Source organism: Reyranella sp., from assembly GCF_965227665.1.
Taxonomy (GTDB): domain Bacteria; phylum Pseudomonadota; class Alphaproteobacteria; order Reyranellales; family Reyranellaceae; genus Reyranella.
The window spans coordinates 2,208,408-2,231,568 of record NZ_OZ245767.1 but is presented as its reverse complement, the minus strand read 5'-3'; the positions used below and the strand labels follow the sequence as shown (position 1 = coordinate 2,231,568).

The 23,161-nt window shown below is 67.2% G+C and carries 20 protein-coding genes and 1 pseudogene; 7 read left to right on the top strand and 14 right to left on the bottom strand.

Annotated features, from left to right (window positions below; translation table 11 throughout):
• The first annotated feature begins 6 nt into the window (after positions 1 to 6).
• The gene (gene scpA, locus ACO07I_RS10800; RefSeq protein ID WP_422017119.1) at positions 7 to 2,163 is read left to right on the top strand and encodes a methylmalonyl-CoA mutase; all 2,157 of its coding nucleotides are present in this window, start codon (positions 7 to 9) and stop codon (positions 2,161 to 2,163) included.
• A 35-nt stretch (positions 2,164 to 2,198) separates the two neighbouring features.
• Positions 2,199 to 2,981 (top strand): IclR family transcriptional regulator, encoded by a 783-nt coding sequence (locus ACO07I_RS10795; protein ID WP_422017117.1) that lies wholly within the window; start codon positions 2,199 to 2,201, stop codon positions 2,979 to 2,981.
• Between the two features lie 399 nt (positions 2,982 to 3,380).
• On the opposite strand, the gene ACO07I_RS10790 is transcribed toward ACO07I_RS10795, so the two are convergent.
• The 9 genes from ACO07I_RS10790 to ACO07I_RS10750 form a co-directional block, all read right to left on the bottom strand.
• Positions 3,381 to 4,181 (bottom strand): crotonase/enoyl-CoA hydratase family protein, encoded by an 801-nt coding sequence (locus ACO07I_RS10790; protein WP_422017115.1) that lies wholly within the window; start codon positions 4,179 to 4,181, stop codon positions 3,381 to 3,383.
• 11 nt (positions 4,182 to 4,192) lie between these two features.
• On the bottom strand, positions 4,193 to 5,215 hold the full coding sequence (locus ACO07I_RS10785) for an acyl-CoA dehydrogenase family protein (protein WP_422017113.1): 1,023 nt from the start codon (positions 5,213 to 5,215) through the stop codon (positions 4,193 to 4,195).
• A complete protein-coding gene (locus ACO07I_RS10780; RefSeq protein WP_422017111.1) occupies positions 5,215 to 6,345 on the bottom strand; it encodes an acyl-CoA dehydrogenase family protein in 1,131 nt (376 codons plus the stop codon). Before ACO07I_RS10780 ends, ACO07I_RS10785 begins: the two co-directional genes overlap by 1 nt.
• Before the next feature lie 8 nt (positions 6,346 to 6,353).
• Positions 6,354 to 7,502: a CaiB/BaiF CoA transferase family protein gene (locus tag ACO07I_RS10775; protein ID WP_422017109.1), complete on the bottom strand. Its 1,149-nt coding sequence runs from the start codon at positions 7,500 to 7,502 to the stop codon at positions 6,354 to 6,356.
• The gene (locus ACO07I_RS10770; RefSeq protein WP_422017107.1) at positions 7,499 to 8,695 is read right to left on the bottom strand and encodes a CaiB/BaiF CoA transferase family protein; all 1,197 of its coding nucleotides are present in this window, start codon (positions 8,693 to 8,695) and stop codon (positions 7,499 to 7,501) included. Before ACO07I_RS10770 ends, ACO07I_RS10775 begins: the two co-directional genes overlap by 4 nt.
• A 65-nt stretch (positions 8,696 to 8,760) precedes the next feature.
• Positions 8,761 to 9,786: a TRAP transporter substrate-binding protein DctP gene (gene dctP / locus ACO07I_RS10765; RefSeq protein ID WP_422017105.1), complete on the bottom strand. Its 1,026-nt coding sequence runs from the start codon at positions 9,784 to 9,786 to the stop codon at positions 8,761 to 8,763.
• A 19-nt stretch (positions 9,787 to 9,805) separates the two neighbouring features.
• Positions 9,806 to 11,095, bottom strand: coding sequence for a TRAP transporter large permease (locus tag ACO07I_RS10760; protein ID WP_422017103.1), 1,290 nt, complete (start codon positions 11,093 to 11,095; stop codon positions 9,806 to 9,808).
• Positions 11,092 to 11,601 carry a TRAP transporter small permease subunit gene (locus ACO07I_RS10755; protein WP_422017101.1) on the bottom strand — a complete coding sequence of 170 codons (510 nt, stop codon included), beginning with the start codon at positions 11,599 to 11,601 and terminating at the stop codon, positions 11,092 to 11,094. The genes ACO07I_RS10760 and ACO07I_RS10755 overlap by 4 nt, the downstream gene beginning before the upstream one ends.
• 507 nt (positions 11,602 to 12,108) lie before the next feature.
• A complete protein-coding gene (locus ACO07I_RS10750) occupies positions 12,109 to 12,942 on the bottom strand; it encodes a hypothetical protein (RefSeq protein WP_422017099.1) in 834 nt (277 codons plus the stop codon).
• Between the two features lie 106 nt (positions 12,943 to 13,048).
• Between ACO07I_RS10750 and ACO07I_RS10745 the strand changes: the two genes are divergently transcribed.
• From ACO07I_RS10745 to rpmB, 5 genes are all read left to right on the top strand, one after another.
• Positions 13,049 to 14,917, top strand: coding sequence for an ABCB family ABC transporter ATP-binding protein/permease (locus tag ACO07I_RS10745; protein WP_422017097.1), 1,869 nt, complete (start codon positions 13,049 to 13,051; stop codon positions 14,915 to 14,917).
• Positions 14,904 to 16,061, top strand: coding sequence for an MFS transporter (locus ACO07I_RS10740; protein WP_422017095.1), 1,158 nt, complete (start codon positions 14,904 to 14,906; stop codon positions 16,059 to 16,061). Before ACO07I_RS10745 ends, ACO07I_RS10740 begins: the two co-directional genes overlap by 14 nt.
• A gap of 15 nt (positions 16,062 to 16,076) precedes the next feature.
• Positions 16,077 to 17,075 carry a methylmalonyl Co-A mutase-associated GTPase MeaB gene (gene meaB, locus ACO07I_RS10735; protein ID WP_422017093.1) on the top strand — a complete coding sequence of 333 codons (999 nt, stop codon included), beginning with the start codon at positions 16,077 to 16,079 and terminating at the stop codon, positions 17,073 to 17,075.
• Complete coding sequence (locus ACO07I_RS10730; protein WP_422017091.1) at positions 17,065 to 17,547, top strand: YcgN family cysteine cluster protein; 483 nt, start codon at positions 17,065 to 17,067, stop codon at positions 17,545 to 17,547. Before meaB ends, ACO07I_RS10730 begins: the two co-directional genes overlap by 11 nt.
• 74 nt (positions 17,548 to 17,621) lie before the next feature.
• Positions 17,622 to 17,927 carry a 50S ribosomal protein L28 gene (rpmB, locus tag ACO07I_RS10725; RefSeq protein WP_422017089.1) on the top strand — a complete coding sequence of 102 codons (306 nt, stop codon included), beginning with the start codon at positions 17,622 to 17,624 and terminating at the stop codon, positions 17,925 to 17,927.
• A gap of 137 nt (positions 17,928 to 18,064) precedes the next feature.
• Here the strand turns inward: rpmB and ACO07I_RS10720 are convergent, their stop codons facing one another.
• The 5 genes and pseudogenes from ACO07I_RS10720 to ACO07I_RS10700 form a co-directional block, all read right to left on the bottom strand.
• Positions 18,065 to 19,060, bottom strand: coding sequence for an esterase-like activity of phytase family protein (locus tag ACO07I_RS10720; RefSeq protein WP_422017087.1), 996 nt, complete (start codon positions 19,058 to 19,060; stop codon positions 18,065 to 18,067).
• Positions 19,061 to 19,077: 17 nt separating this feature from the next.
• Positions 19,078 to 20,994: a cobaltochelatase subunit CobT gene (gene cobT / locus ACO07I_RS10715; RefSeq protein WP_422017085.1), complete on the bottom strand. Its 1,917-nt coding sequence runs from the start codon at positions 20,992 to 20,994 to the stop codon at positions 19,078 to 19,080.
• A gap of 18 nt (positions 20,995 to 21,012) precedes the next feature.
• Positions 21,013 to 21,708: pseudogene (locus tag ACO07I_RS10710) on the bottom strand (cobaltochelatase subunit CobS); the annotation flags it as partial.
• Between the two features lie 96 nt (positions 21,709 to 21,804).
• Complete coding sequence (locus ACO07I_RS10705; protein ID WP_422017083.1) at positions 21,805 to 22,362, bottom strand: J domain-containing protein; 558 nt, start codon at positions 22,360 to 22,362, stop codon at positions 21,805 to 21,807.
• A 165-nt stretch (positions 22,363 to 22,527) separates the two neighbouring features.
• On the bottom strand, positions 22,528 to 23,145 hold the full coding sequence (locus ACO07I_RS10700; RefSeq protein WP_422017081.1) for a DUF2889 domain-containing protein: 618 nt from the start codon (positions 23,143 to 23,145) through the stop codon (positions 22,528 to 22,530).
• Between the last annotated feature and the right edge of the window lie 16 nt (positions 23,146 to 23,161).

Sequence of the window (23,161 nt, the reverse complement as noted above, 5' to 3'; positions counted from 1 at the left end):
GCGGGCATGGCCGATTTTCCGAAGAAGACCCTCGCCGACTGGGAAAAGCTCGCAGCGAAGGAGCTGCGCGACCGCCCCTTGGATGACCTCACCTGGATGACCCCCGAGGGGATCCCGGTGAAGCCGCTCTACACGGCGGCCGATCTCGAGCAGATCGAGACGGTGGGCTCGCTGCCCGGCTTCCCGCCCTTCACGCGCGGGCCCAAGGCCACGATGTACGCCGGCCGTCCCTGGACGGTCCGCCAGTATGCCGGCTTCTCGACCGCCGAGGAGAGCAACAAGTTCTATCGCGCCAATCTCGCGGCCGGCCAGATGGGCCTGTCGGTGGCCTTCGATCTCGCCACCCATCGCGGCTACGATTCCGATCATCCGCGGGTCGTCGGCGACGTCGGCAAGGCCGGCGTGGCGATCGACTCGGTCGAGGACATGAAGATCCTGTTCGACGGCATCCCGCTCGACAAGATGAGCGTGTCGATGACGATGAACGGCGCCGTGCTGCCGGTGCTGGCCGGCTACATCGTCGCCGCCGAGGAGCAGGGCGTGCCGCAGGACAAGCTCGCGGGCACGATCCAGAACGACATCCTCAAGGAGTTCATGGTCCGCAACACCTATATCTATCCGCCCGGACCCTCCATGCGCATCGTGGCCGACATCATCGAGCACACGGCGCTCTACATGCCCAAGTTCAACTCGATCTCGATCTCCGGCTATCACATGCAGGAGGCGGGCTCGACGCTGGTTCAGGAACTGGCCTTCACGCTGGCCGACGGCCTCGAATACGTGCGCGCGGCCAAGGCAAAGGGGCTCGACATCGACGCCTTCGCGCCGCGCCTCTCGTTCTTCTTCTGCATCGGCATGAACTTCTTCATGGAAGCGGCCAAGCTGCGCGCCGCGCGCTTCCTGTGGGCCGAGCTGATCAAGCCGTTCGAGCCCAAGAAGGCCGATTCGCTGTCGCTGCGCACCCATTGCCAGACCTCGGGCGTCTCGCTCACCGAGAAGGACCCGTACAACAACGTGATCCGCACCGCCTACGAGGCGATGGCGGCGGTGCTGGGCGGCACGCAGTCGCTGCACACCAACTCGTTCGACGAGGCGATCGCGCTGCCGACGCCGACCTCGGCCCGCATCGCGCGCAACACGCAGCTGATCCTCCAGCACGAGACCGGCGTCACCAAGGTCGTCGATCCGCTGGCCGGCAGCTACTACGTCGAATCGCTGACCGCGAGCCTGGTCGCCGAGGCGCGCAAGCTGATCGAGGAAGTCGAGGCGCTGGGCGGCATGACCAAGGCCGTCGAGGCCGGCATGCCGAAGCTGCGCATCGAGGAGGCTTCGGCGCGGCGCCAGGCCCGTATCGACCGCGGCGAGGAGATCGTGGTCGGCGTGAACAAGTTCCAGCTCAAGGAAGAGTCGGCCATCGACATCCTCGACATCGACAACGACGTCGTGCGCGAGGCCCAGCTGAAGCGCCTGCATACGATCCGCACGACCCGCGACGAGGCCAAGTGCGTTGCCGCGCTGAAGGCGCTGGGCGAGGCCGCCCGCACCGGCACCGGCAACCTGCTCGGCCTCTCGATCGAGGCGACGCGCGCCCGTGCCACGGTGGGCGAGATCTCGTCGGCGCTGGAAGGCGTCTATGGCCGCTACCAGGCCACCATCCGCTCGATCGCCGGCGTCTATGCCGGCGAGTGGGAGGGCGATGCCGGCCTCGACCGCATCCGCACCGACATTGCCGCCTTCGCCGAGGAGGAGGGCCGCCGGCCGCGTCTCATGGTGGTGAAGATGGGCCAGGACGGCCACGATCGCGGCGCCAAGGTGATCGCCACGGCGTTCGCCGATCTCGGCTTCGACGTCGATATCGGGCCGCTGTTCCAGACGCCCGAGGAAGCCGCCCGCGCCGCCATCGAGAACGACGTGCACGTGATCGGCATCTCGAGCCAGGCCGCCGGCCACAAGACGCTGGTGCCGCAGCTCATCGAGGAGCTGGCCAAGCAGAATGCGTCGGAGATCATGGTCGTGGTGGGCGGCGTCATTCCCGCCCAGGACTACGACTTCCTGAAGAAGGCGGGGGTCGCGGCGATCTACGGGCCAGGCACCAACATCCCGGCCGCCGCCGCGGAAATCCTCTCGATCCTGCGCCAGCGCGGCCAGAAGCGCGCGGCCTGACGCGCGCGGGCCCGGTCCGCTCGAGCAGGCCTGAGGTGGCTTTGAAGGAAGCGAGGAAGGAAAAGGACGGCAAACCGTCCGGCGGGATCAACGTGCGCGCCGCCTCGCGCACCATCGACCTGTTCGAGGCCTTCGCCACGATCCGCCGGCCGATGACCGTCTCGGAACTGGCGCGGGCGCTCAAGATGCCGGTGTCGAGTTGCTTCTCGATCATCCGCACGCTGGAGGCGCGCGGCTATCTCTTCAACCTGCCGCCCGGCAACAGCTTCTATCCCACCGCGCGCCTGCGCGATGTCGCGGAGGACATCACCAAGGCCGACCCGGTCCTGTCGGTGGTGGGCGGCGCGGTGCGCCAGCTTTGCGACGAATCGCGGGAGACCGCGATGTTCGGCAAGCTCTGCCGCAACCGGGTTATCCTGCTCGCCGTCGAGGTGACCTCGGCGCCGGCACGCTACATGCCCCAGGTCGGCGACCTGCGGCCCGTTCATGCGACGGCCATCGGCAAGGCGCTGCTGGGATCGCTGGGGGAAGAGGAGCTGGAGAAGATCCTCTCGCACGTGACCCTGGAAAAGGTCACGCGGCAGACGATCACCGATGCCGGCCAGCTCCGGAAGGAACTGGCAGCGAGCCGCCGACGCGGCTGGTACACGAATGTGGAAGAAACCATCTCCGACATGACGTCGCTGTGCGTGCCGCTGACGATGCGCGGCGAGCATTATGCGCTGGCGATCTCCGGCCCCACCGTGCGCATCAAGACAAACTTCAAGGAAAACCTCGAAAGGCTCCAGGCCACCGCCGAGGCGATCAGCAGCAACTAGGGTCTTTCCGACCGAGACGGACTCATATCGACCTTCCAAAAGCACCTCACCCTGAGAGTCTGGCCGGAAATGAATGCAGCTAAAACAAGGGGCTATGAACAGTCCCAATAACCTCACCCTGAGGAACATCGCGCAGCGATGTGTCTCGAAGGGTGGGAACGCGCACCTTGCCTGTTGCCCATCCTTCGAGACGCGCCGCTGCGCGACGCTCCTCAGGATGAGGTAAGTGCTTGAATCGATTCAATTCATTTCCGGCCAGACTCTGAGGAGCGCGACGCAGGAGCGCGTCTCAAAGGGGGGGCACGAGCACTCCGTCTGTTGCCCATGCTTCGAGACGGCCCTTCGGGCCTCCTCAGCATGAGGATTGGTGGTGGCGATTCTATCTTGGTCGGAAAGACCCTAGCGCGCCGGCTTTCGCGAGATGCGCTCATAGGCCTCCGCAAGCGCGGTGCGATGGTCGGGCGTATTGTGTCCCAGCGCCTGCATCGCGGCCGAGACTTCGAGCAGATGGTTGATCTGCATGTTGCGTCCCATCCTGAGCAGGCGCTTGGTCATGCGCACCCCGTCGGCCGGATGACGGGCGATGCGTCGGGCCAGCGACATCGTCTCCTCCATCAGGCGCTCCGGCGTGACGACACGGCTGACCAGCCCGATCTCGAGCGCCCGCGCCGCGTCGATCGTGTCTCCGGTGAACGCCAGCTCGCAGGCGTCGGCGAAGCTCAACGTGCGCGGCAGCAGCCAGGCGCCGCCGTCGCCCGACACCAGCCCCAGGGTGACGAATGTCTGGGCGAAGCGCGCGGTCTCGGAAGCGATACGAATGTCGCACATCATCGCGAGATCGCAGCCCGCGCCCATGGCCGGACCGTTGACCGCCGCGATCACCGGCACCTCCAGCGCCTCGAACAGCTCGGGCAGCTGCTGGATGCCGCGGCGATAGGCCATGCGCGTCGCCTCGGGCCGCTCACGGTCGACGAGAGAGGTGCCGTCGAGCATCGCCTTGAGGTCGCCGCCGGCCGAGAAGGCCGAGCCGTTGCCTGTCAGCACCAGGCACTTCACCTCCCGGTCGCGATCGAGCGCGCGGATCGTGTCCGCCACCTCGTCGATCATCGCGACGTCGGTGAAGGCGTTGCGGCGCTGCGGCCGGTTCAGGCGAACGACGGCGATGCCGCCGTCCCGTTCGACCAGGACTGCCGGCTCCATTTCAGACCCTTTCATGACGTGACGAACTGCCAGAGATCGGCGGACGGTGCCGCCATGGCCTGGGTACCCAGCCGCTCGGCCCAATAGGCGAGCGGACCGAACTCGGCGCGCCAGGCCTGGATCGCCGACGTATGGCGATGCAGGTCGTATTCCCAGGCATAGCCCATCGCGCCGTGCACCTGATGGGCCACCGCCGCGCAGTCGCCTCCCGCGAGGCAGGCATTGATCCGGGCCGCCGCAATCTCGCGCTCCGCTTCGCCGCCGCGCGCCAGGGACTCGTAGGCGGCGTCGAGCAGGATCCGCGCGGCCGCGAGCTTGCTGGCGGCACCCGCGATCTGGTGCTGGACGGCCTGGAAGGAGGCCAGCGGCTTGCCGAACTGCTTGCGAGTCGTCGTGTAGCCGATCGCCAGCTTGAGCGCCTGTTCGGCCGCGGCGCAGATCTGTACCGACCGCATCAGCGCGCCGCGCAGCAGCAGCCCGTCCACCGGCACGTCCGGCAACAGGGCCACCGGACGGTGCCGGTGGAAACGCACCGAGTCGCGCGGCTCGCCGGCGAGATTGTGGCCGGGCTGACTCTCGCATCCATCCAACGTCACGAGCGCCAACCCCTGAGACAGAGGCAGCAGCGCGTGGCCGACCCGTGCGGCCCAGGGCACGCCCGTCGCCATACCGTCGAGCCGTCCGTCGACCAGCGTGAGACCGGCGCACCCGGCCGGCGCGACGAGGGCCAGCGGACCGGGCGGCACGGCGTGCCCGGCCGCCGCCAGCAAGGCACCGGCAACCGCCGTCTCCGGCAGCGGACAGCGCGCCGCCACGGCAGCGCAGGCATGGATCACGGCAAGCTCGTCCGGCAACTCGCCTCCGGTGCCACCGAATTCGGCGGCCACGGCGGGCAAGGTGAAGCCGTCTCGCTCGAGCGCGGGCCAGAGGTCTGTCCAGACATCCGGCGGCGGGACGTCGTTGCCTCTGCCGATCGTCGAAATCGGCGCCAGCGCGCGCAGGGCCGAGGCATGGACGGGACTGTCTTCGATCATCAGCGTAATCCCAGGCCGCGCGCGATGATGCCGCGCAGGATTTCGCGGGCGCCGCCGCGAATGGAGTAGGACGGTGCGTGGAGTAGCGTCTGGGCGATCAGCCGGTTCATCGTATCGGCGCTCCCCGGATCCGGCGCACTCTCGAGCCCGTCGAGGAGAACTTCCCCGACATCCTGTTCGAGCCGCGACCCCAGCTCCTTCACCAGCGCCGCTTCGAGATTGGGCAGCTTGCCGTCGTTCAGCATCGCGGCGACGGAAACCGAGAGGGCGCGCAGTCCGAGCAGTCGCGCCGTCAGCAGGCCGAGCTTCTCGGCCGGCAAGGCGTGCGCCGTCTTCGCCAGATGCCGCAGCAGGATGAAGGACGACATGAAGCGCTCGGGTCCGCTGCGCTCGAAGGCGAGCTCGCTCGTCACCTGTTCCCATCCGTTGCCGACCGTGCCGACCACCCGGTCGTGCGGCACGAGAACGTCGTCGAACGTCACCTCGTTGAACTCATGCTCGCCCGACATGTTGGGGATCGGCCGCAGCGTCAGGCCGGGCGATGCCATGTCGACGATGAGCTGCGACAGGCCCGCGTGGCGCTGCGACTGCGGGTCGGTGCGGCACAGCAGGACCATGTAGTGATTGCGATGGGCATTCGACGTCCAGACCTTGCGGCCGCGCACACGCCACCCTTCCGGCGTGGACACCGCCGCCGTGCGCAGGCTCGCGAGATCGGAGCCGCTGTCCGGTTCGCTGAGGCCGATGCAGAAGAACAATTCGGCGCGGCCGATGCGCGGCAGGAATTCCATGCGCTGCGCCTCGGTCCCGTAGCGCAGCAGCAGGGGGCCGACCTGCCGTTCGGAAATCCAGTGGGCGCCGACGGGCGCCCCCGCGGCGAGCAGTTCCTCCAGCAGGATGAATCGCTCGAGCGACGACCGCTCGCCGCCGCCATACGTCTTCGGCCAGGTCAGGCCAAGGAAGCCCGCTGCGGCGAGGCGGCGGCTGAACGCGGCATCGAACTGCGACCAGCAATCGGCGCGCGGCTCGCGGGCCGCGGGATCGGACTGGAGGAAAGAGCGCACGCGCCCGCGGAACTCGCCGAAGGCGTCGAGATCGGTGTTCCGGTGCGGAAAGGCAATCTGCAGCATGGGACTCCCTAGGCCAGCAGGCCGGCGGTTTTCAGCGCCTCAGCCCGAGCGGCATCGAACCCCCAGTCGGCCAGCACGTCTGCCGGATCGTCCCGCCGCGCCAGCGTCGCCGGCCTGTCATTGCCCGGCATGCGCGGCGCGGGCACCGGTTGGACGATGCCGTCCAGCGTCGTGAAGGAGCGGCGCGCCGCGAGATGGGGATGCGACGGCGCTTCTTCGACCGAGAGCACGGGGGCCACGCAGGCGTCGCTGGTGGCGAACAGCGCCGCCCATTCGTCGCGCGTCCTGGTGAGCAGCTTGGCCGCGATCAGCTGCCGCGCGCGCTCCTTGGCTTCCGCCGTCGCGGGCGTGAGATCCGGATGGCCGCGCAACTCCAGTCCCGCGATGTCCGAGAAGACCTCGCGAAAGCGGGTCTCGATCGGCGCCACCGAGAGGTACTTTCCGTCGGCGCAGGCGTAGACGGCGTAGTAGGGATCGCTGCCGTCGAGCGCGTTGGTGCCGCGCTCGGTCGAGAACAGGCCGGCGGCGTTGACGCCGTAGAAGACCGTCATCAGCGACAAGGCGCCGTCGACCATCGCGGCATCCACGACCTGGCCCTTGCCGGTCGCACGGGCCTGAACCAGCGCCGCCAGCACGCCCATCGCGATGTAGAGCGCACCGCCGCCGAAATCCCCGACCAGATTGAGCGGCGGGATCGGCGGACCGTCCTTCGCGCCGATCGCATGCAAGGCGCCCGAGAGCGCGACGTAGTTCAGATCGTGACCGGCATAGGCGCTGAGCGGACCCTCCTGGCCCCAGCCGGTGACGCGACCATAGACGAGGCCGGAGCGACGCGCGAAGCAATCGTCGGGGCCGAGCCCCAGCCGCTCCATGACGCCCGGGCGGAACCCTTCCAGGACGATATCGGCCTTGGCGACAAGATCGAGCGCGAGCGCCTTGCCCTCTGCCGCCTTGAGATCGACGTCGATCGTGCGGCGGCTGCGATAGAGGAGATTGAAGCGCTCCGGCTTGTGCGTGCCGAGCTGGACCTTTGTCGTGCGGTCGACCCGCAGCACCTCGGCCCCGAGTTCGGCCAGCAGCATGGCCGCCATCGGCGACGGGCCGATGCCTGCGAACTCGACGATCCGGACTCCGGAGAGAACGCCCTTGCCGCTCATTTGCCCGCCTTCACGACGCCCGCAGACGTGAGCGCCTCGATACGCTCGGGGGAGAGGCCGAGCTCGCTGAGGATGTCCTGGAAGTCGGCGCCCATGCGCGGCGCCGGTCGATCGTGCTGCGGCGGCGTCCGCGACCATTCCGACGGCACGCGCATCGACAGCACGCGGCCCTCGGTCGGATGTTCCTGCTCGCGAAAGAAGCCGACCTCCTGGAGGTGCGGATCCTCGAACACGTCGCTCAGCCCGTAGAGCGGGGTGGCCGGGATGTCCGCCTCGGCCATCACGTCCAGCCATTCGTCGGTGGTGCGCGTGGTCAGGATGTCGGCGACGATGTCGTAGAGCGCGTCGATGTTGCGCGTGCGTGCGCCGATGTCGGCGAACCGCGGATCGTTCTCGAACAGGTCGAGCTTGTCGACCGACCGGAAGAAGCGGCGCCACTGCTGGTCGTTGTAGGGAAGGATCGCGAGATAGCCGTCGCGGGTCGGATAGGGCCGGCGGCTGCGCGAGAGCTGGCGGGCATAGCCCGGCGGACCGATCGGCGGGACGAAGGCATGGCCGCCGATATGGTCGCCGAGCACGACGCTGGCCATTGTCTCGAACATCGGTATGTCGATCCGCTGGCCACGGCCCGAACGCGTGCGCTCGTACAGCGCGGACGCGATCGTCATTGCGGCGTAGAGACCGACGAAGCGGTCGACGACGGGAAACGGCACATAGCGCGGATCCGAGCCGGTCGACTGTCCGTAGAGCGAGGGGATGGCCGTCATGGCCTGGATCAGGTCGTCGTATGCCGGGCGCTTCGCGTAGCAGCCATGGCGGCCATAGCCGTAGACGCCGACATAGAGCAGCTTCGGGTTGATCGCCTCGAAGACCTCGTAGGTGAGACCGAGCTTCTCCATGACGTGCGGGCGCAGATTGTAGACCAGCACGTCGGCGGTGCGCGCCAGGTCGAGCAGCAATTGCCGGCCGCTCTCGTGCTTGAGGTCGATCGAGATGCTGCGCTTGTTGCGGTTGACCGCCAGGAAGGCCGCACCCATGCCCTCATTGCGGCCCGGACCGATGCCCCGCACCGAGTCGCCGCCTGCTGCCTCGACCTTGGTGACGTCGGCACCGAAATCGCCGAGGAGCTGCGTGGCGAACGGGCCCATGAGCACCGTCGTCAGATCGAGAACCTTCACGCCCGAAAGCGGCATCGTAAACCCCAGGAAACGCGGAACGCATTCCCGGTCCCCTCGGGGACCGGGAAACTCGAGCGATGTCAGTTCTTCTTGGCGAGCTGGTCGCGATATTCCTTCAGGACCACGCTGCCGGCCTTGCCGCGCTTGTCGAGGTCGGCCGCCCACTGGTCGGCGACGTCGCGCGTCTTGGCGTCGAAGTCGGCCTTCTCGGCGTCGGTGAGGCGCAGCAGGGACATGCCGCCCTGCACGAGGCGGTCGCGGTCGCGTACATCGTCGACCATCACCTTCTCGCAGTTCTGGCGGGAATACTTCTCCGCCAGCGTCGACATGACCTGCTGGACGTCGGCCGGCAGGGACTTCCACTTGCGATCGCTGATGATGTAGCTGGAAATCCAGCCGCCGAAGTTCACGTCGGTCGTGCCGGTCTTCACCAGCGGGTTCAGGTCGTACGGGAACAGGCTGGTGTAGACGAAGTTGATGCCGTCGACCGTTCCACGCGACAGGGCTTCGCGCACTTCCGGCGTCGGGATCTGCACCGGCACCGCACCCATGCGCTGGATCACGGCGGCCTTGGCCGAGCCGGTGACCCGGATCTTCATGCCCTGCAGGTCCTTCAGCGAATTGATCTTCTTCGCCGTGAAGACCTGATAGGGCGGGAGGTTCTGCACCAGAAGCGGGCGAACGCGGTTGGCGTCGAAGTCGAGCTTGCGAAGCTGGCTGTCCGCGTTGACCAGGTTGTAATAGGCCATGGCGCCGTTGCAGCCGACCGCTTCGGCGAGCGGCAACTCGGCCACCGGCGACAGCGGCATCTTGTCGGGCACGAAGGACGGCACGACATAGGCCATGTCGGCCACGCCGCTCTGTGTCAGCGACAGCATGTCCTTGGCCTTGCCGAGCTGTTCGGCCGGGTAATACTCGAACTTGACCTTGCCGCCGGTCTGCTTGGTGACCTCTTCCATCCACGGCTTGGTCATGTTCTCGACCACGTAATGGCCGGCGGGAAACGAATCGGCGATCTTGATGACGATCTGGGCCGAGGCCGTCGCCACCGAACCGGCGACGGCGACGAATGCCAGAAGCGGCATGCCGAGTTGGGCGATTTTCATGTGATTCCTCCTGCTTTCTTCACTGCATGTTGGACGGAAGCCACATCACCAGTCCCGGAACGACCGTCAGCAGGACCAGAATGAGGATGTGGGCAACGACATGGGGCCAGACGCCGTGGAACACGGTGCCGAGCGGCATGCCCGTCGTTTTCGAGACGACGAACACGTTGAGTCCGACGGGCGGGGTGACCATGCCCAGTTCGGCCGTTACGACCACCATGACGCCGAACCAGACCGGGTCGAAGCCCAGCGCCTTGATGACCGGCAGCACCACCGGCACCGTGAGGATGAGGATGGCCGCCTGGTCCATCACACAGCCCAGCACGATGTAGCCGAACAGGATGATGGCCAGGATGACGAAGGGATCGAGCGGCAGCGCCGAGACCCACGTCACGATCGAATAGGTCGTGCGGGTGAGCGTGAAGAAATAGCCGAAGATGTGCGCGCCGACGATGATCAGCAGGATCATGCAGGTCGTCCGCGCCGACCGGGAGCAGGCCGACATGAAGGCGGTGAGGCTGAAGTTACCGCTGCGCACCGCAAGGCCCAGCGCGCCGAGCGCGCCGATCGCCGAGGCCTCGGTCGGGGTCGACAGGCCGGTGTAGATGCACACCGTAATCAGGCCGAACAGCAGCAGCATCGGCCCCAGCTCCTTCAGCGAGGCGAGCTTCGCGCGCCACGGAACGGAGACTGCCGTCGGGGCCGCCTTGGGATCGAACAGCACGATCACATAGACGGTGAGCATGATGGCCAGCGTCACGAGGAGGCCCGGAATGACGCCGGCGATCAGCAGCTTGCCGACGCTGATGTCGGCGATGACGCCGTACAGGACCAGCGCGACGCTGGGCGGGATCAGCATCGCCAGGGTGCCGGAGATCGCCACGACGCCGCTGGCCAGCCTGGGATCGTAGCCCTGGCGCAGCATCGCGGGCAGGCTGGTCGAGGCCAGCGTGGCAGCGGAGGCGGTGCTCGAGCCGGAGATCGCGCCGAACCCGGCACCGGCCAGGGCGGTGGCCATCGCCAGGCCGCCGCGCACGCGGCCGACCCACAGCGCCGCGGCCTCGAAAAGACCGTTGGCGATCCCGCTCAGGATCACGAACTCGGCCATCAGGATGAACATCGGGATCGAGACCAGCTCGTAGGCGCTGACGCTGGACAGTGTCGTCGTCTCGAGGATCCCGACCAGACTGTCCCAGCCGCCGATCATGAACAGGCCGACCGCGCCGGCGACGGCGAGCGAGAAGGCCACGGGGACGCCGAACAACAGCAGCCCGCCCAGCAGGAGACAGGCGATCAGGACAGGGCTCATACGCCGTGGTCTCCTTCGGCTGCGTCGCGTTCCAGCGTCGCGTCGGATTGAATGACCTGGACCAGCAGGCGCAGCACGAACAGGCCGAGTCCGACCGCGACGATCGTGTAGATCGGCCACGTGACCCAGATGTAAGGGCCGATGATCTCGTCCCCGCTCATGAAGGCATCGAGGGCCTTCACGGCGAAGGCCCCGCAGGCGATCGAGAAGACGGCGGCCGCGAGGACGTTGCCCAGACGATTGAACGCCGACCGCACCCTCGGAGGCAGCAGCTTGACGAACAGGTCGACGGCGATGTTGCCGTGACAGCGCTGGACGTAACCCAGCGGCAGGAAGAACAGCGCCGCCATCACGTAGAGGCCAATGAACTCGTAGGCCCAGGCGAGCGGCGCGTTGAACGCGTAACGAAGGATCACGTCGCACGCGATGATCGCCATGATCGTCACGGTCGCGGCAATCCCGAGGTATCTGGCGCCGTTCTCGCAGGCACGGATGAGCTTGACCAAAGTTCCTCCTCGACGTCCGTTCCCCGGTCTCTTTTTGCTTATTGGATACTCTTTCCGTATTTTGAAAGAATATTCAAACTGGAATCTAAGGCGATGCCGCTACGCGGACTCAGCGGGTCCCTCTCGGTCGCGACGATGACGGAGAGGAATATCGAGGAGCGATGCAAACTGTGCGGGCAGGTCTTTACGGCCTCAACGGCACCCCGCGGTCTTGCAGACCGTGGTCGGTCGGATGCCGGTTTCGTCGGTAGCGATTGGGCGAATTTGGGTCGTCAGAGGTCCCGAAGTTGCAGCGGCGTGCGGCCTTGAGGCTGCCCTTTCAGACTCCTCTCATCCGACAGGATGGGGCAATCGCATATGGCCTGGAAAGGCCGGGGTAGTTGGTCATTCCAAGAAAGTGAAAGGTCCCTCACTGCGTTCCAGGGGTTACCCCGCCCTGGAACGCAGTGAGGGACCTTTAACTGATACGCGATAGCCCTGACCGTCAGGGGCAGCCTCGACGTGAGGCTACTTCCGCATCGCCTGGCTTTCGTCCGGCGTCATCGGGCGTTCGCGGAAGGAGAGGATGCGGCCGCGGATCGTGCCGAAGCCGGTCTGCGCCTCGAGCTTGGCGGGATAGCGGATCTGGCTCTGGTCCATATGGGCCAGCCAGACGCGCATCGGCCGTTCGCGCTCGGTCTCGGCCTCCTTCGGTGCGCTGTCGAACTCGCCGGCCACGCGCTTGGTGAAGATCTCGCAGATGAGGACGTCGCCCTGCGCGCCGGGGATTCCCGCCTTGGCGGCGGGCTCGGTGCCGACCTTCTTGATGATGACGTCGATGCGGCGCTTGCCGTCGTTGGTCTGCACCGTGCGGTCGCAGGCCGCGTCGCCGGCCATGCCGACGCTCAGCGCCGCCGAGAGCGGGTCGAGCGAACCGCGCCGCTGCTCCTCGGAGATGGCGTTCTGCGGCGACGGCGTGTAGGCCGGGTTGTGGCTCTCCTGCACCGTGCTGCCGGCATACTGCGCGACCCAGGTCCGCGGCTTGTCACCCACGACGATGGACAGCGAGCCGGCGGCGGGACGGGCCCCCTGCGGGGAGAAGCCGCCCCAGGCACGGTTGCGGCCGTCATAATGCATGGTGACGGCACGCAGGACGCCTTCCTTGAAGGTGCGGCTTTCGATGTCGTAGTTGGAGCCGTTGAACTTCGCGGTGAGGTCGATGCGGAAGCCGGACAGGCCCGCGAAGGTGATCTCGTAGGCGATGTCGACCTGCCGCGCGCCGGACGCGGCATCCTGGGCCATCGCCACGCCGGGCACGGCCGTGCTCAAGGCAATCGCTGCAAGGGCCCTACGAAATCTCATGAGACTCCCTTTCCCGGAAGGGCTTACGCCGGCTCGCCGGGCAGGATAGAAGGCCGCGGCGCCCTTCGCCATCCAACATGGTGGCCCAATAAGGCATTTTTCGTTCATGTCGAAACCCGGCTCTGACGGCATTCCCAAGGTGGACGGACCCCGCGCCTGGGGGGTGATCAAGATTCTCGGGCGCCATTTGTGGCCGAAGAATGAATTGGCGCTGCGCGTCCGGGTCCTGATCGCCCTGGTGCTGCTGGTGGTGGCCAAGGTCACGAACGTCTACGTCCCGCTTCTCTACAAGGACGCGGTGGATGCGCTGGGAACGCAAGCGGCGCAGGCGGTTGCGGTGCCGATCGCCCTGATCGTCGCCTACGGGGCCGCCCGCGTGCTGGCTCAGGCCTTCGGCGAAATTCGCGACGCCATCTTCGCCCCGGTGGCCCAGCGGGCGATCCGCAACCTGGCGCTCGAAGTGTTCGGGCATCTGCATGCGCTGTCGCTGCGGTTCCATCTGGAGCGGCAGACGGGCGGCATCAGTCGCGTCATCGAGCGCGGCACGCAGGGCATGGATTTCCTGATCCGCTTCACGACCTTCAACATCCTGCCGACGCTGTTCGAGATCATCCTGGTCGGCGGCATCCTGTGGAGCCTCTACGACTGGCGCTTCTCCGTCGTCACCCTTGTCGTGGTCGGCGTCTACATCGTCTTCTCGATCGTCTTCTCGGAATGGCGCATCAAGTTCGTGCGCTCGATGAACGAGGCCGACACCGATTCGAATGCCAAGGCGATCGACAGCCTGCTGAATTTCGAGACCGTGAAGTATTTCGGCAACGAGCCGCACGAGGCAAGGCGCTACGACGTCGGCCGCCGGCGCTACGAGGAGGCCGCGATCCGCTCCAGCCGCACGCTCTCGCTGCTCAACATCGGCCAGGGAGCCATCATCTCGGTGGGCCTCGTCGCCGTGATGGCGATGGCGGGCCAGGGCGTGATCGCCGGCACGATGACGATCGGCGACTTCGTGGCGGTCAACGCCTTCCTGATCCAGCTCTACATGCCGCTCAACATGCTGGGCTTCGCCTATCGCGAGATCCGCAATGCGTTGGTCAACATGGAGAAGATGTTCGGCCTCCTCGACGTGCCGGCCGAGATCGCCGACAGGCCGGGGGCGCCACCGCTCGCCGTGGCCGGGGGTGAGATCGTGTTCGACCATGTCGACTTCTGCTACGAGCCGTCGCGACCGATCCTGCACGATGTCAGCTTCCGCGTGGCGCCCGGCCATACGGTGGCGATCGTCGGTTCGAGCGGCGCCGGCAAGTCGACCATCTCGCGCATCCTGTTCCGCTTCTACGACGTGTCGGCCGGCCATGTGCGCATCGACGGCCAGGACATCCGCGAGGTCCAGCAGGCGAGCCTGCGCGCCGCGATCGGCGTCGTGCCGCAGGACACGGTCCTGTTCAACGACACCATCTACTACAACATCGCCTATGGAAGGCCCGGCGCCAGCCGCGAGGAGGTCGAGGAGGCTGCCCGTCTGGCCCGCATCCACGATTTCATCGTGGCCCTGCCGCAGGGCTACGAGGCCACGGTGGGCGAGCGGGGGCTGAAACTCTCGGGCGGCGAGAAGCAGCGCGTGGCGATCGCGCGGACCATCCTCAAGAATCCGAGCATCCTGCTGTTCGACGAGGCGACCAGCGCGCTCGATACCCGCACGGAGCAGGAAATCCAGCGCTCGCTGGAGGAGGTCAGCCGCGGCCGCACCACGGTCATCATCGCCCATCGCCTGTCGACCATCATCAATGCCGACGAGATCATCGTCCTCGACCGCGGCCGGGTCGCCGAGCGCGGCCGCCACGGTGAACTGCTGGCGCGCAACGGGCTGTATGCCGACATGTGGCGCCGCCAGCAGGAGGCCGCCGCCGAGGCCGAGCGTCGCGTCGAGGAGCAGGCCTCCTTCCGCGCCGAGGGGCATCTGCGTGTCGGCGACTAGCCCGGCGGCCACCGGCCCCTGGCGCTCCCTCGTTCCCGTTTTCGTCGCCTGCGCCGCGATCGGCCTGCAGTCGGGCGCCGCGATGCCGCTCGTGCCGCTCGCCCTGGAGCGGCAGGGGCAGGACAAGCTCACCATCGGCATCGTCGCCGCCGCGTGGGCAATCTGCATGCTCACGACCGGGCCGTACATTCCCCGGCTGGCCGCCCGCTTCGGTGCGGTGCCGCTCATCCTGGCCGCCGTCCTGGCCGGTTCGCTGTGCACGGTCGGCTATACGCTGGCCACCGATCCGGTCGCCTGGTTCGCGCTCACCTTCGTGCACGGCGCGGTCGGCGGCGTGCCGTGGGTGGTGAGCGAGATCTGGATGAATCTCGTCGTCGAGGAGAAGCGACGCGGCCGGGTCATGGCGATCTATGCCACGATGTTCGCGGGCGGCATGGCGCTGGGACCCTTCGTGCTGCAGATCGTCGGAGTCTACGGGCCGGTGCCGTTCCTGACCTGCGCCGGGCTTGCCCTGCTGGTCGCGCTTCCGCTGTTGCCCTACCGGTACCGGGCGCCGGCGATCCGGCACCATGCCGACGGCGGCTATGGCAAAATCTTCCTGGCGGCGCCGCTCGCCATGCTCGCAGCCTTTGCGGGCGGCCTGGGCGAGCAGGTCGCCTTCAGTTTCCTGCCGGTTTATGCGGTCAGCGCCGGCGTCGCGCCGGAGACCGGCGCACTGTGGCTCTCGGCCTTTGTGGTCGGCAACGTGGCCCTGCAGTGGCCGATCGGCTGGCTGGCCGACCATTTCGACCGGCGGGGCGTGCTGGCGGGCCTCGCAACGGTCAGTGCGGCGCTGGTGATCGGCCTCACCTTCGTGCCGGCCCAGTCGCTCGCCATCGTGGGCGTCATCATGCTGTGGGGCGGCATCTCGTTCGCCATCTATCCGGTGGGCCTGGCGCTGCTCGGCCAGCGCTTCAACGGCGGCGACATCGCCCGCGCGAATACCGCCTTCAGCCTGATCTACATCGCGGGCGGGCTGGTCGGCCGGCCGCTGACCGGTGCCGCCATGGATGCGGTCGGCGAGCCCGGCCTCGGCTGGACGCTGGGATTCTTCTACGCAATCGCCACGGTCGGCGCCTTGCTGGCAATGCGCCGCCGCGGCTGATAAGGCTGGTTGCCGATGAATGCGTCCGCAGCGATTTCCGGCGAGTCGGCCGACCCCCTTCTTGCGCCCCTGCTGGGGGGCAACCGGCGTGCGCTCGCACAGGCCATCACCCTCATCGAATCGACCCGCAGCGACCACCGTGCGCGTGCCGATGCCCTGCTGGCCGAGGTGCTGCCGCATAGCGGCCGCTCGGTGCGGCTCGGCATCACGGGGGTGCCCGGCGTCGGCAAGTCCACCCTGATCGAGCGTTTCGGCCTGTCGTTGCTGGAGCGCGGCCGGTCTCTCGCCGTGCTGGCGATCGACCCCTCGTCCAAGCGCGGCGGCGGTTCGATCCTGGGCGACAAGACGCGCATGGAAGAGCTGTCGCGCAGTCCGGGCGCCTTCATCCGGCCGTCGCCGGCCGGGATCACCCTGGGGGGCGTCGCGCGACGCACGCGCGAGACCATGCTGCTGGTGGAAGCCGCCGGGTTCGACACGGTGATCGTCGAGACGGTGGGCGTCGGCCAGTCCGAGACGGCCGTCTCCGACATGGTCGACATGTTCATCGTGCTGCTGCTGCCGGCCGGCGGTGACGACCTGCAGGGCATCAAGCGCGGCGTCATCGAACTTGCCGACCTGATCGTGGTCAACAAGGCCGATGGAGACCTCAAGGCCACGGCCAGGCGCTCAGCCGCCGACTACCAGCATGCACTGCGGATGCTGCGCTCGCCGACCCCCGGATGGACGCCCGAGGTCACGACCAGCTCGGCCCAGACGGGAGAGGGCATTCTCGAAATCTGGGAGGTCGTCGAGCGCTTCAACAAGGCGGTGGGCGAGACGGGGATCCAGAAGCGCCGGGCCGAGCAGGCCCGCGCCTGGATGTGGAACGAGGTCGGCGAGACCCTGCTGGCGGAGCTGAAGGGGCATCCTGAGGTCCGGCGGCGGGTGGGCGCCCTTGAGCGTGAAGTCGAGGCCGGCCGGCTCACGCCCGCCGCGGCGGCCCGATCCATGCTACAAGCCTTCCATGGCCGCTAAATCCTTCCTCAAGCGGGCGCGCCGCGCCGCCGAAGCCCAGCAGGGGCCTTTCTGGAAGCACAAGACCCTCGCCGAGATGACCCAGCAGGAGTGGGAATCGCTCTGCGACGGCTGCGGTATGTGCTGCGTCAACAAGCTGGAATACGAGGGCACGGGCGAACTTGCCCAGACCGACACCTGCTGCCGGCTGCTGGATCCCAAGACGGCGCTCTGCAAGGACTACAAGAATCGCAAGAAGATCGTGCCCGAGTGTATTCAGCTGACCCCAAAGGTGGTGGCCAAGATGGATTGGCTCCCCAGGACTTGTGGTTACCGGCTGGTCCACTTGAAGCAGGACCTCTATTGGTGGCATCCGCTGGTCTCGGGCGATCCAAACACCGTGCACGAGGCGGGGATCTCGGCCCGGGGGCGGGTGATCCCCGAGGATCAGGTCGAGGATATCAGCGAAAGAGTGGTGGACTGGTTCGCTTGACGGGCACCGTTTGGGCCCGTAAAAAGCCGGCCTTCCCGCCCTCCGGCGGGATCGTTTTTTTAGCGGATATCGCCATGCCTCGTCGTTGCGCCCTCTCGGGCAAGTCTGTCCAGTACGGCAACAATGTGAGCCACGCCAACAACAAGTCGAAGCGCCGGTTCATGTCGAACCTTCAGGTCGCTTCGGTCCTGTCGGATGCGCTTGGACATGCGGTGCGCCTGCGCCTGACCCCCCGCGGCATCAAGACCATCGAGCACAATGGCGGCATCGACGCCTATCTGCTCGACACGAACGACAGCAAGCTCTCGCCCGAGATGAAGGTGCTGAAGCGCCGCGTCGTGTCGGCCAAGGGCAAGAAGGAAGCCAAGAAGGCGGCTTAGGGCTGAGCGAAGCTCAGCCCCATGAGCGACAGGACATTGCCTTGCAATGTCCGAGAGCGCCGAAGGACGAATACCCCTCATGACCCCTCCGTCGTCGTAAGACGACGATACCTCCCCATTTGAATGGGGAGGGGGTCCTATTGAGATAATTCGAACAGCATCAGAATGTTGCGCTGAAGCGGATTGAAATTGTCATCCGATATCAGCCAGAGCAGCGTCTCGCCTTTGGCGCCGCGTGTCGCCGCCAGCCCTTCGAGATTGTCGACCGCATAGGGTGACGCAAGGCGTGCCAGCTCCTCGGGCTTTACCGTCGCACCGGGCTTGAGCTGGTTGGCGTCGAAGCGCATCACCCGGACGCGCACCCCGCGCACCATGTCGAAGGCCCGTTCCAGCGTGGCAAAGGAGCCGTCCGGCAGAACCGCCAGTGCCGTCGGCTTGTAATCGGGGATGGTGGCGTAGGCGAAGGCGCTCCAGGCGTAGCGGCCGTCCGCCTCGGGCTTGCCGATCCATCCCGTCACCGTATCGGCCTGCCGGCTGTATTCCTCGCTGATTGCGATCACCGTGCCGTCCGCGAGGGCCGCCATCGCCTCGATGCCGCCGTTGGCGGGCTGGCGGCCGATATCGGCCGGGCCTTCGACCGGAAGCGGCGTCTCCGTCAGCGTGCGATAGCGCCACAGCCGGTGGCGGCGCTCGAAGGCCACCAGCCATGATCCATCCGGCAAGCGCGTCATCGCCTCCGCATCGGCTTCGGGCTTGCTCTCGATCGGCTTGCCGTCGAGGCCGCGCAACTGGCCCATCCGCGCATCGTCCAGGCCCACCAGGGTGCCGTTGGCGTCGAAGCGGGGCGTGGCGACCAGCCAGGCGCCCTCGTCGGAGATCGAGGTGAGGGTGCGGTTGTCGGGCGTGACGTGCAGGTCGGACAGGCCGCCGAAGTTGCGCAGGCTGGCGCGCATCTCGAGGCCGCCCCGCCAGACGAGGCGGCCGACTCTTGTCGCTTTGGGCTCGTCGAGCTTGAGCGTGAGCGGCGTGCTCTCGATGGTGACGGGCTGTTCCTGCGCGCCGGCCGGCGGCGGCGAGACGCCGGCGCAGGCCGCGACGAGCAGGCAGGCGGTGAAGAGGAAGCGGTTGGTCACCGGAGGCAGGCGCGCGATCAGGCCGCGCGCTTACCGGACTTGGCTCCGAGCTTGCCTGCGCCCTTGCGCGAACCGCCGGCGGCGCGCGCGTCCTTCTTGTCGTCGTCGTCGAACAGGGAGGCAAGCTGCTCCATCATCGTGCCGCCCAGCTGGTCGGCGTCGACGATGGTGACGGCACGGCGATAGTAGCGCGTGACGTCATGGCCGATGCCGATGGCGACCAGCTCGACCGGCGAGCGCGTCTCGATCCAGTCGATGACGTCGCGCAGATGCCGCTCGAGATAGTTGCCCGGATTGACCGACAGGGTCGAATCGTCGACCGGCGCGCCGTCGGAGATGACCATCATGATCTTGCGCTCTTCGGGACGCGGCAGCAGGCGGCTGTGCGCCCACAGCAGCGCCTCGCCGTCGATGTTCTCCTTGAGGATGCCCTCGCGCAGCATCAGGCCCAGGTTCTTGCGGGCGCGGCGCCACGGCGCATCGGCCGGCTTGTAGACGATGTGGCGCAGGTCGTTGAGACGGCCGGGATTGGCCGGCTTGCCGGCGGCGAGCCACTGTTCGCGACTCTGGCCGCCCTTCCAGGCGCGGGTCGTGAAGCCCAGGATTTCGACCTTCACGCCGCAGCGCTCGAGCGTGCGGGCGAGGATGTCGGCGCTCATCGCCGCCACCGTGATCGGTCGGCCGCGCATCGAGCCCGAATTGTCGATCAGCAGCGACACCACCGTGTCGCGGAAGTTGGTGTCGCGCTCGGTCTTGAACGACAGCGCGTGCATCGGGTTGGTGACGACGCGGGTGAGGCGCGCGGCGTCGAGGATGCCCTCGTCGAGATCGAATTCCCAGGCGCGGTTCTGCTGCGCCATCAGGCGGCGCTGCAGGCGGTTGGCGAGCTTGCCGATGACGCCCTGGAGATGCGCCAGCTGCTGGTCGAGATGATTGCGCAGGCGGCCGAGTTCCTCGGCGTCGCACAGCGCGTCGGCCTCGACGATCTCGTCGAACTTGTTGGAATAGGCGTGATACTGCTGGCCCGCGGGCTCGTTGCTGAGCGCACCCGGCGGCAGCCACGGACGCTCGGCGCGGCCCGGCTCCTCCTCGTCGCCCGAGCCCATCTGCATCTCGGTCTGGGCCTGGTCGGCGGCGGTCTCGGAGGCGTCGTCCTGCTCGGACGCGTCCTCGCTCTCCTCGCCCTGGGCACCGTAGCCCTGGGTCTCGCTCGAATCGCTCTGGTCGTCGCCGGTCTCGTTCGACTGACCGTCGGCGTTCTCCTGATCCTGCGAGTCCTCGTTGTCGTCGTCCTGCAGCTCGGCCGTCTCGTCGCCCAGCTTGAGGTCGCGGATCAGCTGGCGGGCGGCGCGGGCGAAGGCTTCCTGGTTGGTGAGCGAATCGCGCAGCTTCTGGAAATCACGGCCGGCGGCGCTTTCGATGTCGGCGCGCCACATGTCGACCATCGCCTTGGCCGATTCGGGCGGCTCGGCGCCGAGCAGCTGCTCGCGGGCGATCAGGCCGATCACGTCGGCGATCGGCGCGTCTTCCTTCGTTTTGATGCGGGCATGGCCGCGCTGGTCGGAACGCTGGCGCCACAGGGCGGAGAGATTGTCGGCGACGCCGACCATCTTGCGGGCGCCCAGCGCCTCGACGCGGACCTGCTCGACGGCCTCGAAGATCGCGCGCGCCGCCTCTCCGCGGGGTACGCGGCGCAGATGGGTCTTGCGATCGTGATGGCGCAGCTTCAGCGCCATCGAATCGGCCTCGCCACGGACGCGGCTCACATCCTCGAGCGGCAGATCGCGCGCCGGCACAGTGATGCGGGCTTCCTGGCCCAGCAGTGAACCGCCGTCGGGGACGAAGGCTACGTTCACTTCCTTGCGCGACACCGCCCGCATTGTCGTGGCGGTGACGCGGCGAAACTCCTCGAGGGGAGTGGAGTCCTTGGCCATGCGGCCCTCTTTACTAACTTAGTGCAGCTTGCCGCCCTTGCCGCTCGTCGCCGGCAATTCCTTGCCGAAGCAGCGTTGATAGTACTCGGCGAGCGTGCTGCGCTCGACCTCGTCGCACTTGTTCAGGAAGGTGAGACGGAAGGCAAAGCCCACGTCGCCCCCGAAGATGCGCGCATTCTCGGCCCAGGTGATCACCGTACGCGGCGACATCACGGTCGAGATGTCGCCGGCGATGAAGCCCGCGCGCGTGAGCTCGGCCAGCGCCACCATGGCGGCGATGGTCTTGCGGCCCTCGTCGCTGTTGTAGTGCGGCGTCTTGGCGGCGACGATGTTCACTTCCTGCTCGTGCGGCAGGTAGTTCAGCGTCGTCACGATCGACCAGCGGTCCATCTGGCCCTGGTTGATCTGCTGCGTGCCGTGATAGAGGCCGGTCGTGTCGCCGAGGCCGACCGTGTTGGCGGTCGAGAACAGGCGGAACGCCGGATGCGGATGGATGACCTTGTTCTGGTCGAGCAGGGTGAGCTTGCCGTCGACCTCGAGAACGCGCTGGATCACAAACATGACGTCGGCGCGGCCGGCATCGTATTCGTCGAACACCAGGGCCGTCGGGTTCTGCAGCGCCCACGGCAGGATGCCCTCGCGGAACTCGGTCACCTGCTTGCCGTCGCGCAGCACGATGGCGTCCTTGCCGATCAGGTCGATACGCGAGATGTGGCACAATGCCCGCCAATTGCGGGCCAATTGATAGTCGCAGGCAGGATTGTGCACTGCAAGCGGCCAAATGCAGGAGCGGCCCCAAGCAGGGCTAAATCATTCCACGGGGAGGGATTCGCAGGCTCGCAGAGTGGAATAGGCGGCGTTGATCTCCTTGAGCTTCTCCTCGGCCTCCCGGGCGCCGCCGTTGGCGTCCGGATGGTGGAGCTTCACCAGCTCCTTGTACCGGGATTTCACGACTTTCCGGGTAAGCGGCCATGAAAGTTCGAGGACATCGAGCGCGTTGCGCTCCGCCGGGGTCAGCTGCTCGCTGCCATCGTACTTGGGCGGCGGCTTTTCCCCGAGACCGGCATCGTCGGCCAGGCCGAACGGATCCTTGATGTGGGCGTAGGGATTGCCGTTGCGGCGGGCACCCAGCGGCCAGACGGGCCGCCGCCAGGTCGTGTCGGCGCGGATGTGGGCTTCGATCTCGTCGGAGTCCAGGCCGGCGAAATAATCCCACTTCTTGTTGTAGTCGCGGACGTGCTCGAGGCAGAACCAGCGATACTCGTCGAGCTTGTCGCGCGCGCGCGGCGCCCGGTATTCACCCGCGAGCCGGCAGCCCGGTGCCTCGCATACGCGCTGGTGCGGCTTCGCACCATCCAGTGCCGCCAATGGGTTCGCTCGCCGTCGGGCCATCGGGCTAATATGTGTTCAACCAATTGAACCGGCAAGATGAGGCAAGATGGTCATGGGCAAAGTGGCGACGGCGATTGACAGCAAGCTTCGGGCGGCCTTCGCGCCGGTGCGCCTGACCATCGAAGATGAATCCTCGAAGCATCACCGGACGGCTTCGGCGTCGGGTCCGGTATAGAAGTGGGGCACCCAGCGCCTGGTGACCTCGCTGTCCGACGCCCAGGTGTGGCAGGTGTCCAGCATGTAGGGCCTGCGCGGTGGCTTGGCGGGGGCGTTCGGATCCTTCGGCGGCAGGGTGCCGGTCTTCTCGCGATGCGCCCGGTTGAGATCCTGCGCCTTCTTCGACGACACGGTCTGGAAGACCGTCGTGGCCACCGGCCCCAGCAGCTCGACGATGTGCGTGCAGCCATGGATGCCGCCCAGCCGCTCGCGCACCGCCCGGTGGAAGCCGCCGCCGATGCGCAGGCCGATCAGCTTCTTGAAGGCCGGCGCGATGTCGCCGCACATGCGGTAGGGCGACTTGTCGGTCACCGCCTCGGCATCGACGATCGTGAACTTGTGGTCGATCGTGAGGCGGATCGACATGTCGTGCACGAAGTCGCCCGGCTGCAGCGGGCCGCGCCATTCGTTGGCGTGTTCGTAGGTCTTCTCGTCGGTGATGCGGCCCTCGATGTCCCACAGCCCGTCGTCGCGGAAGAAGCCCTGGCAGACGACGCGGCGCGTATGAAGGTGCTGTCGCCCGACCGGCGGCGAAAGCGGCATGGTCGTTCCTCGTTGT